Genomic DNA, 16,984 nt, shown 5'->3' with positions numbered 1-16,984 from the left:
ATAGAATTATTAGAAAGGAAATGTCAGTTTAGTCATCTAAACTGAACATGGGTAAATTTCTCAATGATGAAATACCATATGTGCTTAATGCGATGTGTTATGGATTTCATTTTTGTTGACAATACCTGAGATTGTAAATAATGCCAAGCAAGAAAAAAACATTTGAAGAAAATTTACAAGAATTAGAAGCTATTGTGGCCAAGCTAGAAAATGGTGATGTCGCCTTGGAAGAGGCTATCGCCGAGTTTCAAAAAGGAATGGTCTTGTCAAAGGATTTACAACAGACGCTTGCTCAGGCTGAAAAAACCTTGGTCAAGGTCATGCAGGCTGATGGCTCAGAAAAGGAATTTGATGCCTAATGGATAAGTTGCATGAGATCGATCAAGCTATTCGTCGTTACTATTACAGTCAAAAGACAATTTCGGCTGATTTAATAGAGAGTATTCTTTATTCGGTGACTGCTGGGGGTAAACGTATTCGTCCAATGATTCTACTAGATATTTTAGAGGGATTTGGACTTGAGTTAACCAATAGTCATTTCGATGTGGCAGCGGCACTAGAGATGATTCACACAGGCTCGTTGATTCATGATGACTTACCGGCGATGGATAATGACGATTACCGTCGAGGTAGACTAACTAATCATAAAAAGTTTAATGAAGCCACAGCTATCTTGGCAGGTGATTCTCTCTTTTTGGATCCTTTTGGTCTCGTTGCAAAGACCGATCTATCATCTGATATCAAAATAAAGGTCATTTCAGAGCTATCTTTTAGCGCAGGAACATATGGCATGGTTGGTGGACAGATGCTAGACATTAATGGGGAAGAAGCGGAGCTAACGTTGAAAGAGATCCAAAAGGTTCATGCTAATAAGACTGGTAAACTGCTTACCTTTCCTTTCGTGGCTGCAGGAATTATAGCAGAGCAATCAGAGGCTACTGTTTCTGACTTACGAGTTGCTGGTGAGCTTATTGGTTTGGCTTTTCAAGTACGTGATGATATTTTAGATGTGACTGCAACTTTTGAAGAACTTGGTAAAACGCCTCAAAAAGATTTGATTGCAGAAAAATCAACTTATCCATCACTTTTAGGTTTGAAACAATCTCATCAGGTGTTGAATGATTCTCTGGATAAAGCGACAGCTATTTTTCAAAAACTTCAAGAAGAACAGGGATTCAAGTCACATAAAATCGTGGAAGTTATAGAAAGGTTGCGTTTAAATGGCTAAAGAACGTGTGGATGTACTGGCGTATAAACAAGGTCTTTTTGAAACGAGAGAACAGGCTAAAAGAGGTGTTATGGCAGGCCTTGTCATTAATGTCATTAATGGCGAACGTTACGATAAGCCAGGTGAAAAAATTGATGATGGTATAGAGCTAAAACTCAAAGGAGAAAAACTAAAATACGTTAGTAGAGGTGGTTTAAAACTCGAAAAAGCTTTAGAAGTTTTTGACATTTCAGTTGAAAATTTAACGACTATTGATATCGGCGCGTCAACTGGAGGATTTACAGATGTCATGCTTCAAAGTGGTGCTAAGCTGGTTTATGCAGTTGATGTTGGAACCAACCAACTTGCTTGGAAGTTGCGTAATGATGATAGAGTACGTTCAATGGAGCAGTACAATTTTCGTTACGCTGAGCTAGCGGACTTTACAGAAGGTCAACCAAGTTTTGCTTCAATAGATGTTAGTTTTATTTCACTGAATTTGATTTTGCCAGCTCTTCATAAGGTATTGGCAGATGGTGGTCAAGTTGTTGCTCTTATCAAACCTCAGTTTGAAGCAGGGCGTGATCAAATTGGAAAAAATGGTATCGTCAAAGATCAAGCGATACATAAAAAAGTGTTAGAAACCGTGATACAGTTTGCTGTGAATTATGGATTTACAGCTAAGAAGCTAGATTTTTCACCGATTCAGGGTGGCCATGGTAATATTGAATTTTTAATACATTTAGAAAAAGCGGCGGTTGCTGATAATTTAGTTAGCTCTGCCATTACTCAAATCATTGAAAAAGCACATAAGGAATTTGAAAAAAATGAAGAAAAATGAACGTTTAGAATTAATTAAAAAAATTATCTTGTCTCATGAAGTTGAAACTCAAAATGAATTGTTAGATTATTTGAAAAAAGAAGGATTGACGCCAACCCAGGCAACTATTTCTCGTGACATGAATGAAATTGGTATAGTTAAGGTTCCTTCAAAATCAGGTCGCTATATCTACGGATTATCTAAAAATAAATCGGCAATTATCGTACCACAACCGTTGAATATTTCTTCGATTATTGTAGGAATCTCACGCTTAAAAAATATGTTACATATCGATGTTATTCCAGGGAACAGTCGCTTTTTGAAGCGTCATATCGTGAGTGAGTTTTCAGATCAAATTTTTAGTTTAATTGCAGATGATGACAGCTTGCTTCTCGTAGCTCCGACAGAGGCTACTGCAGAAGCTTTATTATCACGGATTAATCGTTGGACATAACAAACAGGAGTGGCTATGCTATTAGAAATTGCCATTAAAAATTTTGCCATTATTGAAGAGATTTCTCTTAATTTTGACACAGGAATGACGGTCTTGACGGGGGAAACTGGAGCAGGGAAGTCTATCATTATTGATGCGATGAATCTGATGTTGGGTGCGCGTGCTAATACTGATATTATTCGCTACGGAGCTCCTAAGGCTGAGATTGAAGGATTATTTTCTGTTGAAAAAAATGCTGTGCTGACACAAATTTTGGAAGATAATGGCATTGAAGTGACTGATGAACTTATTATTCGTCGTGAGATTTTGCAAAATGGTCGGAGCGTTAGTCGTATCAATGGTTCACTGGTTAATTTAACAACGCTGAAAGCGGTTGGGCAACATTTGGTGGATATTCATGGTCAACACGATCAAGAAGAATTGATGAGACCTGCCCTTCATGGTCGGCTCTTAGATGCTTTTGGAGAAGATGAGTTTGTTGCTTTGAAAAAATCGTATCAGGAAACCTTTGACCATTATCGAATACTTCGTAAAGCTGTTGTTACCAAACAAAAAAATGAACAAGAACACAAGGCTCGAATTGAAATGTTAGAATTTCAATTAGCTGAGCTAGAGGCTGCAAATCTCGTTTCAGGTGAAGAGGTATCCCTTAATCAAGAACGTGATAAATTACTTAACCATAAAAATATTGCAGATACTTTGACAAATGCTTTTGTTATGCTAGACAATGACGATTTTTCAAGTCTATCTAATGTGCGTTCAGCAATGAATGACTTAATGAGTTTGGAAGAATTTGATTTAGAATACAAAGAACTTTCTACCAGTCTTTCTGAAGCGTACTATGTCATGGAAGAAGTGACTAAGCGCTTAGGTGGAATTATTGATGATTTAGATTTTGATGGTAATCGTCTGCAAGTCATAGAGCAACGTTTAGATGTTATTTATAGTATTACTAGAAAATACGGTGGTTCAGTTGATGATGTTCTTGACTATTTTGCCAATATCAGTTCGGAGTACAATCATTTAACAGGACAAGGGCAGTCGTCGGATGATATGGAACGTGACCTTAAAACGTTAGAAAAAAAATTGGTGCAAAAAGCGACTGAATTAAGTCAAACTCGTCATCAAATAGCAGTCGTTTTACAAGATGAAATCAAATCTGAGCTGAAAGACCTTTATATGGACAAGGCAGAATTTCAGGTTAAATTTACCAAAAGTAAATTTAACCGCGAAGGAAATGAGACGGTAGAATTTTACATTTCAACAAATCCAGGTGAAGGCTTTAAACCATTGGTTAAAGTGGCTTCTGGTGGTGAATTATCTCGCCTCATGTTAGCAATTAAATCAGCCTTTTCGCGTAGAGAAGATAAGACTAGTATTGTTTTTGATGAAGTGGATACCGGAGTGTCAGGTCGTGTGGCGCAAGCTATTGCCCAAAAAATTCATAAAATTGGCCGACATGGTCAAGTTCTGGCTATTTCACATTTACCACAAGTTATTGCTATTGCCGATTATCAGTTCTTTATTGAAAAGCAGAGCGATACGACTAAAACAGTTTCAACTGTACGACTTCTTAGCACCGAGGAACGTGTGGAAGAAATCGCTAAAATGTTAGCAGGTAGCGATGTTACAGATGCCGCTCGAAGTCAAGCTAGAGAATTGCTAAAAAATGATCAATAAAAGAGAGTGAATGAATAAATGCATCCATACCTTTCTTACCATTTTTGAAAGCAATTTTGCTATAATAAGGACATTAAATTAAAAAAGGATAACGTGTACGATTGATGAGAATAATCGGTGCACGTTTTTGGTATCACATACTATGATTAAAATTTTAACAGATTCTTCTGTAACCATTGAGCCCGAACTTGTCGAAGAACTTGGCATTACGGTTGTTCCCTTGTCAGTTATGGTTGATGGAATCTTGTATTCTGATGCTGAACTCAAAGACGTTGGTAAGTTTCGCCGTTTGATGCAGATTAGTAAAAATCTTCCGAAAACAAGCCAACCTTCAGTGGGGCTTTTTTCAGAAACCTATGATAATTTGGTGAAAAGCGGAGCAGAGCATATTATTGCCATCCATTTGACACATGCCTTATCAGGCACTATGGAAGCCTCTCGCCAAGGAGCCGTTATTTCAGAAGCACCTGTCACGATTATTGACTCTACATTCACAGATCAAGCGATGAAGTTTCAAGTTGTAGAAGCTGCTAGATTAGCTAAATCAGGTGCTGATTTAGAAACGATTTTAGCTCGAATTGAAGAAATTCGAACTAAATCAGAGCTCTTTATTGGTGTTTCAACGTTGGAAAATCTAGTTAAAGGTGGCCGTATTGGTCGTGTTACGGGCATGCTTAGTTCGTTATTAAATATAAAAGTTGTTATGGAACTTAGAAACCATGAACTAACGCCAATTTCTAAAGGGAGGGGGACGAAAACCTTTAGCAAATGGTTAGATAGTTGGAAATTACAAATCGGAAATCGTAAGATTGCAGAGATTGGTATTTCATATTCCGGGACGATGGAACTTGCAAATACTTTAAAAAGTAGCCTTCTTGAAGTGGTTGAAGAGTCAAAAATTTCAGTATTAGAGACAGGTTCTATTATCCAGACACATACTGGAGAAGGGGCATTTGCAGTGATGGTGCGTTATGAATAAACGACGGTTTTTGTTGGGAGTTATAGGATTTCTAATGGCTTATATCTTTTTCTTGGCTCTCTTTAACCTGATCGTTCCAAAATCAGATAGTAGGTTAACCAAAAAAGATTTTTTATCTCAAAAAGTTCAAACCTTTTCTTATGTTGCAGTTGGTGATTCACTTACTGAAGGGATAGGTGATACAACAGGTCAGGGAGGTTTTATTCCCTTGCTTGGAAATAACCTTAATGCTACTTATGGTTATGAGATTGATAGTCATAATTATGGGGTTGCAGGAAATACGAGTAACCAGATTTTAAATCGTATGAAAGACGATAAAGACATTAAAGAAAGTTTGGAAAAAGCTGACTTAATGACCTTGACAGTTGGCGGTAATGATGTCATGGCTGTCATTCGAAAAAATTTAGCTGATTTAGATGTAGATACTTTTAAAAAACCATCTAAAGATTATCAAAAACGTCTGAGAGAGATTATTGAATTAGCTAGAGAAAATAATAAAAATCTTCCAATCTATATTTTAGGTATTTATAATCCGTTTTATCTCAATTTTCCTGAGGTAACTGAAATGCAAACTGTTGTGGAGAATTGGAATAAGGCAACTCAAAAAGTTACCAATGAATACCGAAATGTTTATTTTGTACCTATTAATGATCTACTTTATAAGGGGATTAATGGGGAAGAAGGGATTGTCCAAACATCTGGAAAACAAACAACTGTTATCAATGATGCACTTTTTGCTGATGATCTTTTTCATCCCAATAATACCGGTTATCAACTGATGGCTGAAGCCGTGACGGAGGAAATACGTGACACAAAGAAAAAATGGAAATAAGAGACGCATCAACGGTTGGAAATGGGCATTTATTTTGCTTCTATCAGCACAGTTTGCACTATTCTCAGTCATTGCAAGTCGCTTGATTGAAGTTCGTGAACCGATAACGGAGTCTGTTTCGACTAAGTCTAAAGATAAAAGTATTAGTATCGGAACAATCACGACAACTAAAGAACAACTAAATACAACATTGGCTTCATATTTATCAGATTTAAAGGCTAAAAACCTTACCTTTGAATTTTATGCTAGTTCAACAACTATGCTTTTTGAAGGATCCTATACGTTTTTAGGATATGAAGTTCCGTTATATATTTATTTCGAGCCTTATGTTTCTGAAAAAGGAGCAGTGCAACTCAAATTAACTTCTTTTTCAGCAGGTACTCTTTCGTTGCCAGAAGGGGAAGTGCTAAAATATTTGAAAAAAGCCTATAAATTTCCTGAATTAGTGACCGTAGATACTGAGAATTCTCTTATTACAATTGATGTGACTAAAATCAAGAATTCTCAAAATATTTATGTCAAGGCGAAAAAAATAGATTTGAAAAATGACGTTATTACTTTCGAGATTTACAAGAAAAATAGAAAATAACTGTCTCAAAACTTGAAAAGAGCTTACAAATATGCTATAATTAACGATTGTAAGGGTTATCAACGGATGACTCAGAAATTCAAAAACTACAAAGGAGAAACCACATGGCTTCTAAAGAATTCCACATTGTTGCAGAAACAGGTATCCACGCACGTCCAGCGACTTTGCTTGTTCAAACAGCTAGCAAATTTGCATCAGACATCACTTTGGATTACAAAGGTAAATCAGTAAACCTTAAATCTATCATGGGTGTTATGTCTCTTGGTGTTGGTCAAGGTGCAGACGTAACTATCTCTGCTGAAGGTGCGGACGAAGCGGATGCACTTGCAGCAATTGAAGAAACAATGACTAAAGAAGGATTGGCTTAAGATGATGACAGAAATGCTTAAAGGAATCGCAGCATCTGATGGTGTTGCTGTTGCTAAAGCATATCTACTGGTTCAACCAGACTTGTCATTTGAGACAATCACAGTTGAAGACACAACTGCGGAAGAAGCTCGTCTAGATGCTGCTCTAGCAGCGTCACAAGACGAGCTTTCTGTTATCCGTGAAAAAGCAGTAGGTACGCTCGGTGAAGAGGCAGCAGCAGTTTTTGATGCTCACCTCATGGTATTGGCTGACCCAGAGATGATTAGCCAAATTAAAGAAACAATTCGTGCAAAACAAACCAATGCAGAAACTGGTTTGAAAGAAGTGACTGATATGTTTATCACGATCTTTGAAGGCATGGAAGACAACCCATACATGCAAGAGCGTGCAGCTGATATCCGTGATGTAGCAAAACGTGTTCTTGCACACCTTCTTGGTGTAAAACTTCCAAATCCAGCAACTATCGATGAAGAATCAATTGTCATTGCACATGACTTGACTCCATCTGATACTGCTCAATTGGATAAGAAATTTGTAAAAGCCTTTGTGACAAACATTGGTGGACGTACAAGTCACTCTGCAATCATGGCACGTACGCTTGAAATTGCAGCAGTACTTGGAACTAACAATATTACTGAAATTGTAAAAGATGGTGATGTTCTAGCAGTTAACGGTATTACTGGTGAAGTTGTTATCAACCCATCGGATGACATTATCGCAGAATTTAAAGCAGCTGGTGAAGCGTATGCTAAACAAAAAGCTGAGTGGGCGCTTCTTAAAGATGCTCAAACAGTTACAGCTGATGGTAAGCATTTTGAATTAGCAGCAAACATTGGTACACCAAAAGATGTTGAGGGAGTTAATGATAACGGTGCTGAGGCCGTAGGTCTTTACCGTACAGAATTCCTTTACATGGATTCACAAGACTTCCCAACAGAAGATGAACAGTATGAAGCATATAAGGCTGTTCTTGAAGGTATGAATGGTAAACCTGTCGTTGTCCGTACAATGGATATCGGTGGTGATAAAGAACTTCCATACTTTGACATGCCACACGAAATGAATCCATTCCTTGGTTTCCGTGCGCTTCGTATTTCTATCTCTGAGACTGGTGATGCGATGTTCCGTACACAGATTCGTGCTCTTCTTCGTGCCTCAGTTCATGGTCAACTTCGTATCATGTTCCCAATGGTTGCATTACTCACTGAGTTCCGTGCAGCGAAGAAAGTCTTTGATGAAGAAAAAGCAAACTTGTTGGCGGAAGGTGTAGCTGTTGCGGATGATATCCAAGTAGGTATCATGATTGAAATCCCAGCAGCAGCGATGCTTGCTGACCAATTTGCAAAAGAGGTTGACTTCTTCTCAATTGGTACAAACGACCTTATCCAGTACACAATGGCTGCTGACCGTATGAACGAACAAGTATCATACCTCTATCAACCATATAACCCATCAATACTTCGTTTGATTAACAATGTGATCAAAGCAGCACACGCTGAAGGTAAATGGGCTGGGATGTGTGGTGAGATGGCTGGTGACCAACAGGCTGTTCCGCTTCTTGTCGGAATGGGACTTGATGAGTTCTCTATGTCAGCAACATCAGTTCTTCGTACACGTAGCTTGATGAAGAAACTTGACACTGCTAAGATGCAAGAGTACGCAAATCGTGCCCTTACTGAATGTTCAACAGCAGAAGAAGTTCTTGAACTTGCTAAAGAGTATGTCGATTTTGATTAATTGAACAAGGAAAACTAGTTATTTTAAAAATGACTAGTTTTTTTATTCTGATTTTAGTCAAAACATTTGACCAAATCATTTAGGAGTGCTATACTGATTATCAAATAGTAAAATGATTTGACTATTTAGGAGATAAGGATGAAAGCAGTTGTGGTTAATTGCCCCGGAGGTTCCGAGGTGTTAGAAGTTGTGGAGAGACCGATCCCTCAGGTGAGAGAAGGGTGGTCTTTGATTAAAGTCAAAGGGTTTGGGGTCAATCGTTCTGAGATTTTTACGCGGCAAGGGCATTCACCTCGGGTAACTTTTCCGAGAGTGCTTGGTATTGAATGTGTCGGTGTAATTGTAGAGACGACTGATGAGGACCGATTGCCTTTGGGACAGAAAGTGCTGTCCACGATGGGCGAGATGGGACGTGCTTTTGATGGGAGTTATGCGGAATATGTGCTTTTACCGAATGAACAGATTTTTCCGATTGAAACGGCCTTGGATTGGACCTCATTTGCTGCGGTTCCTGAGACCTTTTACACAGCCTATGGTTCTATGTTACAGTTACAGTTGACCTCAAATGACACTGTGCTGGTTCGTGGTGCAGCTTCCGGAGTAGGAATCAGTTTTACCAAGTTGGTTAAAGCAGCTTACCCTAATCTTAACGTCTATGGCTCGGTACGACATCTCGTCAAAGAAGCGCAGCTTTTAGCCGTAGGCTATGATGGGGTTATTTTGGAGACCGATGGGACATTAGAGACTGAGAAAACCTTTACTAAGATTCTGGAATTGGTCGGTCCTAGCGTGATTAAGGATTCCATTAGCCACCTAGCCAATTCAGGGATTATTTGTTGCACAGGGCTTCTAGGAGGACAGTGGTTTTTAGAATCCTTTGACCCGACGTTTGATTTGGCAAATAATGGGTATTTAACCACCTTTTATTCTGGGAATGTGTCGAGGGAGCAATGGCAGAGCTTATTTGACTTTCTTGAGACCTATCAGGTTGATGTTATCCCAGAAAAATGTTATAGGATTGAGGAGATTAGAAAAGCCCACGACTACTTGGAGAGTTCGCAGGCTTTTGGGAAAGTGGTGATTGTAAATGAAGGATGACCTAGTTTTGAATGCTTATGTGCGTTCTATGGATGAACAATACAGCTTGTATGAGTGGTTTGCGAGGCAGTATGGCTTGCAGTGGAAGTCAATGCAGATTTTGTTTTGGGTGAAAAACTACCCTGCTATGACCGGACGGTATGTGACACAAAAAGTCTTGACACAAAAAACATACTCTTCTAAGCAGGTGGTGAATGCTACCATTAAATCTTGGAAGACTAAAGGATTTGTTGAATTGGTGGAAAATCCAGATGATAAGCGACACAAATGGATTCGTCTGACGGAGGAAGGTGAGGTTTTTGCGACAACCATTTACCAAAAGTTAACGCAGATGGAAACACAAGCGACAGCGACCTTGACGACTGATGAGCAGGACCTGCTAGCGCGCTTAACCCTCAAATATAATGCAGCTTTTAAACGAGAAATGGAGACGGTATATGATAACCTTTGAAGAGGTGACAAAAATCTTTGAAACCAAGACGGTTCTCAACAAACAATCGTTTGAGATTTCGGATGGTGAATTTTTAGTCTTGGTAGGACCATCGGGTTCTGGAAAGACAACCTTATTAAAATTGCTGAATCGCTTAGTTGACCTGACAGAAGGTCGCATCATGATTGATGGGCAAGCTCAGAATCAGTTAGATTTGCGTGCCTTGCGGCTTTCAATGGGATATGTCTTGCAACAAATTGCCCTATTTCCCAATTTAACCGTGGCTGAGAATATTGCGGTCATTCCCAAGATGAAAGGCTGGTCCAAAGAGAAGATTGCTAAACGAACTGCTGAGTTACTGGACAAGGTGGGATTACCTGCTGAGCAGTACCTTCATCGTTATCCAAATGCTCTATCTGGAGGAGAGCAACAGCGGATTGGCATTTTACGTGCGATTATCCACGAACCCAAATATTTGTTAATGGATGAACCTTTTTCTGCTCTCGATCCAATTAGTCGTGAGCAACTTCAGGGTTTGACCAAGGAACTTCATCAAGAGTTTGGTATGACGACTATTTTTGTCACCCATGATGTGAGGGAGGCCCTGCTTTTGGCGGACCGTATCGCGGTGCTTAATCAAGGAGAAATCGTTCAGTTAGCCAGTCCAAAAACGATTTTGGAAGAACCTACAGATGATTTTGTGGTTGACTTGTTTGGAGGTGTGGCTCATGACTGATTTGGTAACGACTTTTCAGAATCGCTTTGGAGATTGGACAACGGCACTCGTCGAGCATTTGCAGATTTCTCTTCTGTCCCTTTTGTTGGCCATTATCTGTGCTGTACCGCTAGCCATCTTTTTCTCCAAAAATAAACGCTTAGCGGAGCTGGCTCTTCAAGTCACGGGTATTTTTCAGACCATCCCCTCTTTGGCATTGCTAGGATTATTTATTCCATTTATGGGGATTGGTACCCTACCAGCAGTCGTGGCGCTTGTTATTTACGCTCTTTTTCCCATCATGCAGAGTACCATCACAGCGCTTGATAGCATTGACCCTAGCCTAATTGAGGCGGGGACGGCTTTCGGTATGAACCGCTGGGAACGCTTGAAAAACTTTATCATTCCGATTAGTATGCCCATCATTATGGCAGGTATCCGTACCTCTGCGGTGATGATTATCGGGACCGCAACTCTAGCAGCTCTCATAGGGGCAGGGGGGCTTGGTAGTTTTATCATGCTAGGCATTGACCGTAACAATAGCTCGCTCATTTTGATTGGTGCGCTATCTTCTGCTGTTTTAGCCGTTCTCATTAACTGGTTGTTGAAGGTTTTGGAAAAGGCAAAGCAGAGAACTATTTTAGTAACCGTCAGTCTGATGTTAGTTGGACTTTTAGGCTCCTATGCGCCAGCTATTCTTAAAACGAGTGGCATGGCAAGTGAACGTCTTGTGATTGCAGGAAAGCTCGGTGCTGAGCCTGAAATTCTCATCAATATGTATCAGGAGCTGATTGAACAGGAGACGGACATGACGGTTGAGTTGAAGCCATCCTTTGGAAAAACGAGTTTCCTTTATGAAGCCTTAAAAGCTGGTCAAATTGATATTTACCCTGAGTTTACAGGAACTGTAACAGGCTCGCTCTTAACCGATCCACCTCAGGTATCAACGGATCCTGAACAGGTTTACGAAGCGGCGCGTGAAGGTATTTTAGCTCAGGACAACTTAGTCATGTTAAAACCAATGGCTTATCAAAATACTTACGCCCTTGCTGTAACGCGCGCTTTTGCTGATGAACATGGTTTGAAAACCATCTCAGATTTAACTAAGGTGCAAGATCAGCTAGTGGCAGGTTTCTCTTTAGAATTTAAGGACCGTGCGGATGGTTATCTTGGCATACAAAAGCTTTATGGGCTTGATTTTACAGTGAATACGATGGAACCGAGCCTACGTTACCAAGCTATTCAGACTGGAGATGTCAATCTCATTGATGCTTACTCGACAGACAGTCAACTCAAACAATATGACTTAGTGGTCTTAGAAGATGATAGACAGCTTTTCCCACCTTATCAGGGAGCTCCGCTATTGTCCCAAAAACTTCTCAACAAACACCCAGAATTGGAGAAGATGCTTAATCAACTGGCAGGAAAAATTACAGCTGAGGAAATGTCAGCCATGAACTATCAAGTTGATGTCGAAGGTAAGTCAGCCAAAGATGTCGCACATGATTACTTGGTCGGCGAAGAACTTGTGAAAGAATAGGAGATAAGACGATGACAACTTATAAAGATTTACTCATTGATGATCTTATCCGTGCTTACAAGCGTTTTGAGCGTGCTTTTTGAAGGGGTGACAGTCGAGCAGGCAAACACCTTTCCAGCAGCGAATATGGCACCGCAAATAAAATCCATGACTTGGTTACTTTGGCACACAGCTATGGTTTTGGATGTTCAGATTGCTGAATTAGCAGGAACTGACTGGCTTTATCACCGAGGCTGGCAAGAAAAATTGCCAGAAAACAAAACGCAAAACCCAAGCTGGCTTCACACTTTAGAAGAAGCCCAGTCCATCACAGTTGATAGCTTTGATAATCTCTTTGATTACTTTGCTGCTGCGCGTGATCAAGCTGTTGCTTATATTAATAGCTTGGCTGAAGATAGTCTTTCTGATATTGTTGATGAGTCTTGGACGCCTGCGGTGACTCGTGGGGTTCGTCTGGTTTCAACACTGGATGACATTACCATGCATTCTGGGCAAGTCTTTTATGCGAGACGTTTACTTGGGTTGACAGATTAGGAGTGACAAATGATTGCATTAACAGGAGTAACAGGAAAACTAGGCGGACAATTGGCGCGTGACTTGTCAGAGACAGGGATAGAGGCTAGATTACTAGCTCGCCGGCCAGAGGCAGTGGAAAAGCTCCCACACACAAGCATTTATGAAGCGTATTATGACCAGAGTCAGGTGACGGTGGAGGCGCTCACTGGTGTCGATATTCTTTTTATGGTTTCTGGGCGAGAATCAGAGCATCGCGTGGCTGAACACAAGGCCTTCATTGATGCTGCTAAGCTAGCAGGTGTTCGCCATATTATCTATACTAGCTTTTTTAACGCTGCTTTAGACAGCACGTTCACGCTCGCTCGTGACCATGCCGCAACGGAAGATTATATCAAAGAAAATGGGTTTACCTATACCTTTATTCGGGATAATTTCTACATGGATTTCTTTGTGGAGTTGGCGCGTGAGTACGGGGAGATTAAGGGGCCTGCGGGTAGCGGAAAGGTATCGGCTGTGGTTCGAGACGATGTGGCAAGAGTTGCGCTAGCTATTTTACAAAATCCTGAATATTATGACAATCAGGTTTTGGACATGACTGGACCAGAAGCGTTGACTTTAGGCGACATAGCAGAACGAATTGGAAAAGTCTGGGGAAAACCGATTACTTACATCGAAGAAACGGTTGACGAAGCCTACGTCTCTCGAAAAGCCTGGCCAGCAGAGCAATGGGAGTACGACAGCTGGGTATCAACTTATACAGCCATTGCCAATGATGAGCTATCTGTTGTCTCAACTGATATTGAGCGTATCTTGGGACGTCCGGCAACCCGTTTAGAAACGCTTTTAGCCAAATTATCAGAAGAGAATTAACGAATAGGATACAGAAATGATTAACCGTTTCTGTATTTTTGGTATAATGAATGATGTAAGCGTTAACGAATTTCTTAGAGAAAGAGGTAAATATGTTATCGGAATACGTTTTATTGTGTGCTCCTTACCGATTTGAGGATAATTTTTTGATGAAGCTTAGTCAGCGTCGTATCGAAAAAGAGCTTTATAGTGCGATTATGTCAGGTGTTACGGTAGTGACTCGTCCTATGATTAAATTAGGGCTAAGGAATAATTTTGACATTGTAGATAAAGACAGTCTACTTAGAGAAGTCACAAACTTGCAGGAAGGAAAGTATCAGAATTTCTCTGATGTTGAGGCGGTTATTGCGAATGTGGAAGATACTCACATACAGTCTCTTTATCAGAAATTGTTTGACATGACAAAAGGCAGAGGGGTTCAAGGATTTGACGATTGCCGAATCATTGATACGTTGACAAAGGCTTACACTGGAAAATTGCTTACAGAGACGGAATTTCAAGAGCTGTTTGACCAACAGACAGAACGAATTCAGGCAAGCTACGATAGCTGGGAGCAGTATTTGGCGTCATGTGTTCTTGGGAAATTGGTCCAAGTAGCTCAGCCATCTTTCACGGTGACAACTCAGGAAGAATTTGTGATGGCGATTTATGGTTACTGTATTGCCCCAATGAATGTGTTTGCGCAGTCAACATTTTGGCCAGACCATCAATTGGAGAAGTTAGGACTACTCTTAGCAGAGCTTTTGGGTATGGACTACCATCAGGACCGTGCAGAGGTGCAAGCTCAGCAGGTAGATACTTCCAGCTATGACCATGTTGAGCTGCTTTCAGAGGAACTCGTTGAAAAAATGTCAAAACTGAATTTTATGCCATCCGATTTGGATTTAGACCGTTATGATTACCTTACTCAGTTGGCCGAAACTGTTTTGTGGCAACCGATTGTGGACAGTGGTCTGGAGTGGCTTTTTAAGTTGAAAAAGGGGGAGCAGGATTCCCTTCTGATGCCGAAAGAATTTACCGGCCTACAGGCAGCGCAAATGTATTGGGTCTGCTATGATGACTATAAAGACCTTTATGATAAGAATATCTTTGGTATGATTAATGGAACCGTAGGCCTCAAGGTTTTGTTGACTGAAAAAGAAGTGTATCGTATTGATAAAAAATTCTTGTTTAAAAAGGTGACCGTGCCAATTCCGTGGAAAGAGGTCAGATTGGTAGCAACAGTTGACCTTGATTTTGGGGTGACGATGACCTTGAACGGTAAGAAAGTGTTTGACACCCTAAAGGCACCAGACTATACGCTGATCGGCATGACCGAGGAAGAACTCAACCAGATGGATAATAAGGTACGCAAGGCTTTAGAAACAGAACTCTCTCAGCAATTAACAGAAGTGCTCGCGGGGATTCCAACACGACTTTTTGAATTTACAGGTAAAAAGTAATGGGAAAAGTCCATTATTTGAAAAGAGAACACTAGACGTTTTGATACTTTATTAAACATAAATAAGAGAAAACTAATGGTAGAAAGCTTTATAAATCGGCAATAGTGAGCTATAATACAGATCGAGTTTATCACAAATATCATATTTTTGTCTTATTAAATCATAATGTTAAGCAATAGTAGAGCTTTTTGATATAATAAAAACATGGTATTATCAAAGAAACGTGCGAGGCATGTCCTCGAAGAAATTATTGCCCTTTTCCCTGATGCTGAACCAAGCCTTGATTTTAAAAATCATTTTGAGTTAGTCATTGCTGTACTTTTATCAGCTCAGACGACAGATAAGGCTGTCAATCAGGTAACGCCTGCTCTGTTTGAAGCTTTTCCGACGCCAGAGGAAATGGCAGTAGCTTCTGAAAGTGATCTTGCTCAGTACATTTCGCGCTTAGGACTCTATCGTAATAAGGCGAAGTTTATGAAAAAATGTGCTCAGCAACTTGTTAATGATTTTGGTGGTGTGGTTCCGCAAACACGTCAAGAATTGGAAAGTCTAGCAGGAGTAGGACGCAAGACTGCCAACGTGGTTATGTCGGTTGGTTTTGGTATCCCTGCTTTTGCGGTTGATACTCACGTCGAACGTATTTGCAAACATCATGATATTGTCAAAAAATCAGCGACGCCTCGTGAGGTCGAAGATTATGTGTGCTCTATTTTACCTCCTGAAAAATGGTTGGCTGCGCACCAAGCAATGATTTACTTTGGGCGTGCCATTTGTCATCCCAAAAATCCAGAATGTCACGAATATCCACAACTTTATAACTTTCCCAAATAAATAAAAGAGGTTGAGATATCTGATATACTCCCCTTATAGTGGACAGTGAAAAAACAAAAATTCACTAGAAACTAAAAGGGGAGTTTTCGTATGTCAAAGGGAAATCCATTTCAAGCTTAATAAGGGAATATGGCGTTAGTGATACCACCATTAGAACTTGGGTTCGTAAATACAAACAGCTAGGTATAGCAGGACTAAGAGAAAGTAAAACTTGGATGAGGTACTCAAAAGAAATCAAAGAACAAGCCGTACAAGATTATCTATCTGGACGAGGAAGTTTGGAGACAATCATTGAAACTTATCACATATCATCTGGAAGTGTTCTCGAAAAGTGGCTAAAACGGTATACTAGTGGTAAAGAAATCAAAGCAACTAGTAAAGGAATAAATAAGTCGTATGAAACAGGGACGTAAAACCACTTTTGAAGAACGTGTGGAGATTGTTAACTTCACCATTATTCATGATAAGGACTATCAGGCAGCGATTGAGAAATATGGTATTTCCTACCAATAAGTTTATTCCTGGGGGAGAAAGTTTGAGAAGGATGGTAGTCAAGGACCCCTAGATTGCAAAAGTAAAGGGTTAGACAGTAAACCAAACCTTACCCCAGAAGAAGAGTTACAGCTCAAAAACAAGCAACTAGAAGAGCGCAACCGCTATTTAGAGATGGAGGTAGGACTGCTTGCAGTTGCTTGTTGCCAATCGTGTCGTCACCCTGTGCCTAACGCTTGGACAAGCCTTGCAGGGGTATCCGTAACTCGCTTTGCTTCGAACGGCTAGCGCCAAAAAGTTAGAAGAAATCAGACGCAGAAACCGACGGTAAGACTCGGACGTTACTTAAAAGAATTTCAAGCTATTAAAGATTATTCCGATAA

The 16,984-nt window shown here is 40.1% G+C and carries 17 protein-coding genes and 2 pseudogenes; all 19 read left to right on the top strand.

The genetic code is table 11. The features are described from left to right. Window positions 1-140 precede the first annotated feature (140 nt). Entirely contained in the window at window positions 141-359 is a 219-nt protein-coding gene (locus GZ996_RS02075) for an exodeoxyribonuclease VII small subunit (RefSeq protein WP_121834413.1), read from the top strand. Further along, window positions 359-1,228: a polyprenyl synthetase family protein gene (locus GZ996_RS02070; RefSeq protein ID WP_156805391.1), complete on the top strand. Its 870-nt coding sequence runs from the start codon at window positions 359-361 to the stop codon at window positions 1,226-1,228. The genes GZ996_RS02075 and GZ996_RS02070 overlap by 1 nt, the downstream gene beginning before the upstream one ends. Next, window positions 1,221-2,048 carry a TlyA family RNA methyltransferase gene (locus GZ996_RS02065; RefSeq protein ID WP_162011221.1) on the top strand — a complete coding sequence of 276 codons (828 nt, stop codon included), beginning with the start codon at window positions 1,221-1,223 and terminating at the stop codon, window positions 2,046-2,048. The genes GZ996_RS02070 and GZ996_RS02065 overlap by 8 nt, the downstream gene beginning before the upstream one ends. Beyond that, window positions 2,035-2,481, top strand: a complete 447-nt coding sequence (locus tag GZ996_RS02060) for an arginine repressor (protein WP_156805389.1) — start codon at window positions 2,035-2,037, stop codon at window positions 2,479-2,481. Before GZ996_RS02065 ends, GZ996_RS02060 begins: the two co-directional genes overlap by 14 nt. A 15-nt stretch (window positions 2,482-2,496) precedes the next feature. Further along, a complete protein-coding gene (gene recN, locus GZ996_RS02055) occupies window positions 2,497-4,161 on the top strand; it encodes a DNA repair protein RecN (protein ID WP_162011220.1) in 1,665 nt (554 codons plus the stop codon). Between the two features lie 142 nt (window positions 4,162-4,303). Further along, window positions 4,304-5,140 carry a DegV family protein gene (locus GZ996_RS02050; protein ID WP_156805387.1) on the top strand — a complete coding sequence of 279 codons (837 nt, stop codon included), beginning with the start codon at window positions 4,304-4,306 and terminating at the stop codon, window positions 5,138-5,140. Beyond that, window positions 5,133-5,972: an SGNH/GDSL hydrolase family protein gene (locus GZ996_RS02045; protein ID WP_156805386.1), complete on the top strand. Its 840-nt coding sequence runs from the start codon at window positions 5,133-5,135 to the stop codon at window positions 5,970-5,972. Before GZ996_RS02050 ends, GZ996_RS02045 begins: the two co-directional genes overlap by 8 nt. Beyond that, window positions 5,947-6,561: a YpmS family protein gene (locus tag GZ996_RS02040; protein ID WP_156805385.1), complete on the top strand. Its 615-nt coding sequence runs from the start codon at window positions 5,947-5,949 to the stop codon at window positions 6,559-6,561. Before GZ996_RS02045 ends, GZ996_RS02040 begins: the two co-directional genes overlap by 26 nt. 104 nt (window positions 6,562-6,665) lie before the next feature. After that, complete coding sequence (locus GZ996_RS02035; protein ID WP_156805384.1) at window positions 6,666-6,929, top strand: phosphocarrier protein HPr; 264 nt, start codon at window positions 6,666-6,668, stop codon at window positions 6,927-6,929. Between the two features lie 4 nt (window positions 6,930-6,933). Continuing rightward, complete coding sequence (gene ptsP, locus GZ996_RS02030; RefSeq protein WP_156805521.1) at window positions 6,934-8,667, top strand: phosphoenolpyruvate--protein phosphotransferase; 1,734 nt, start codon at window positions 6,934-6,936, stop codon at window positions 8,665-8,667. A 138-nt stretch (window positions 8,668-8,805) separates the two neighbouring features. Beyond that, window positions 8,806-9,765 carry an alcohol dehydrogenase catalytic domain-containing protein gene (locus GZ996_RS02025; RefSeq protein WP_162011219.1) on the top strand — a complete coding sequence of 320 codons (960 nt, stop codon included), beginning with the start codon at window positions 8,806-8,808 and terminating at the stop codon, window positions 9,763-9,765. Further along, a complete protein-coding gene (locus GZ996_RS02020) occupies window positions 9,755-10,216 on the top strand; it encodes a MarR family winged helix-turn-helix transcriptional regulator (RefSeq protein ID WP_156805383.1) in 462 nt (153 codons plus the stop codon). Before GZ996_RS02025 ends, GZ996_RS02020 begins: the two co-directional genes overlap by 11 nt. Next, window positions 10,203-10,931 (top strand): ATP-binding cassette domain-containing protein, encoded by a 729-nt coding sequence (locus GZ996_RS02015; RefSeq protein WP_156805382.1) that lies wholly within the window; start codon window positions 10,203-10,205, stop codon window positions 10,929-10,931. Before GZ996_RS02020 ends, GZ996_RS02015 begins: the two co-directional genes overlap by 14 nt. After that, a complete protein-coding gene (locus GZ996_RS02010) occupies window positions 10,924-12,450 on the top strand; it encodes an ABC transporter permease/substrate-binding protein (RefSeq protein WP_162011218.1) in 1,527 nt (508 codons plus the stop codon). Before GZ996_RS02015 ends, GZ996_RS02010 begins: the two co-directional genes overlap by 8 nt. 11 nt (window positions 12,451-12,461) lie before the next feature. Then, window positions 12,462-12,984: pseudogene (locus tag GZ996_RS02005) on the top strand (DinB family protein). A gap of 9 nt (window positions 12,985-12,993) precedes the next feature. Further along, the gene (locus tag GZ996_RS02000) at window positions 12,994-13,836 is read left to right on the top strand and encodes an SDR family oxidoreductase (protein WP_162011217.1); all 843 of its coding nucleotides are present in this window, start codon (window positions 12,994-12,996) and stop codon (window positions 13,834-13,836) included. Window positions 13,837-13,928: 92 nt separating this feature from the next. Beyond that, window positions 13,929-15,278 (top strand): DUF1266 domain-containing protein, encoded by a 1,350-nt coding sequence (locus GZ996_RS01995; protein WP_162011216.1) that lies wholly within the window; start codon window positions 13,929-13,931, stop codon window positions 15,276-15,278. Window positions 15,279-15,482: 204 nt separating this feature from the next. Next, the gene (nth, locus tag GZ996_RS01990) at window positions 15,483-16,109 is read left to right on the top strand and encodes an endonuclease III (protein ID WP_156805377.1); all 627 of its coding nucleotides are present in this window, start codon (window positions 15,483-15,485) and stop codon (window positions 16,107-16,109) included. Window positions 16,110-16,204: 95 nt separating this feature from the next. Further along, window positions 16,205-16,984: pseudogene (locus GZ996_RS11810) on the top strand (transposase); the annotation flags it as partial.

Source organism: Streptococcus sp. S784/96/1, assembly GCF_902729355.1.
Classification (GTDB): Bacteria; Bacillota; Bacilli; order Lactobacillales; family Streptococcaceae; genus Streptococcus; species Streptococcus caledonicus.
Note: the sequence above shows the minus strand (reverse complement) of the source record. Positions and strands in the feature narration are given on the sequence as shown.

What these genes read in the sequence shown, in the direction of transcription:
- GZ996_RS02075 (WP_121834413.1), top strand. Translation starts at nt 141, where the DNA reads ATGCCAAGCAAGAAAAAAACATTTGAAGAAAATTTACAAGAATTAGAA.
- GZ996_RS02070 (WP_156805391.1), top strand. Translation starts at nt 359, where the DNA reads ATGGATAAGTTGCATGAGATCGATCAAGCTATTCGTCGTTACTATTAC.
- GZ996_RS02065 (WP_162011221.1), top strand. Translation starts at nt 1,221, where the DNA reads ATGGCTAAAGAACGTGTGGATGTACTGGCGTATAAACAAGGTCTTTTT.
- GZ996_RS02060 (WP_156805389.1), top strand. Translation starts at nt 2,035, where the DNA reads ATGAAGAAAAATGAACGTTTAGAATTAATTAAAAAAATTATCTTGTCT.
- recN (WP_162011220.1), top strand. Translation starts at nt 2,497, where the DNA reads ATGCTATTAGAAATTGCCATTAAAAATTTTGCCATTATTGAAGAGATT.
- GZ996_RS02050 (WP_156805387.1), top strand. Translation starts at nt 4,304, where the DNA reads ATGATTAAAATTTTAACAGATTCTTCTGTAACCATTGAGCCCGAACTT.
- GZ996_RS02045 (WP_156805386.1), top strand. Translation starts at nt 5,133, where the DNA reads ATGAATAAACGACGGTTTTTGTTGGGAGTTATAGGATTTCTAATGGCT.
- GZ996_RS02035 (WP_156805384.1), top strand. Translation starts at nt 6,666, where the DNA reads ATGGCTTCTAAAGAATTCCACATTGTTGCAGAAACAGGTATCCACGCA.
- ptsP (WP_156805521.1), top strand. Translation starts at nt 6,934, where the DNA reads ATGACAGAAATGCTTAAAGGAATCGCAGCATCTGATGGTGTTGCTGTT.
- GZ996_RS02025 (WP_162011219.1), top strand. Translation starts at nt 8,806, where the DNA reads ATGAAAGCAGTTGTGGTTAATTGCCCCGGAGGTTCCGAGGTGTTAGAA.
- GZ996_RS02020 (WP_156805383.1), top strand. Translation starts at nt 9,755, where the DNA reads ATGAAGGATGACCTAGTTTTGAATGCTTATGTGCGTTCTATGGATGAA.
- GZ996_RS02015 (WP_156805382.1), top strand. Translation starts at nt 10,203, where the DNA reads ATGATAACCTTTGAAGAGGTGACAAAAATCTTTGAAACCAAGACGGTT.
- GZ996_RS02010 (WP_162011218.1), top strand. Translation starts at nt 10,924, where the DNA reads ATGACTGATTTGGTAACGACTTTTCAGAATCGCTTTGGAGATTGGACA.
- GZ996_RS02000 (WP_162011217.1), top strand. Translation starts at nt 12,994, where the DNA reads ATGATTGCATTAACAGGAGTAACAGGAAAACTAGGCGGACAATTGGCG.
- GZ996_RS01995 (WP_162011216.1), top strand. Translation starts at nt 13,929, where the DNA reads ATGTTATCGGAATACGTTTTATTGTGTGCTCCTTACCGATTTGAGGAT.
- nth (WP_156805377.1), top strand. Translation starts at nt 15,483, where the DNA reads ATGGTATTATCAAAGAAACGTGCGAGGCATGTCCTCGAAGAAATTATT.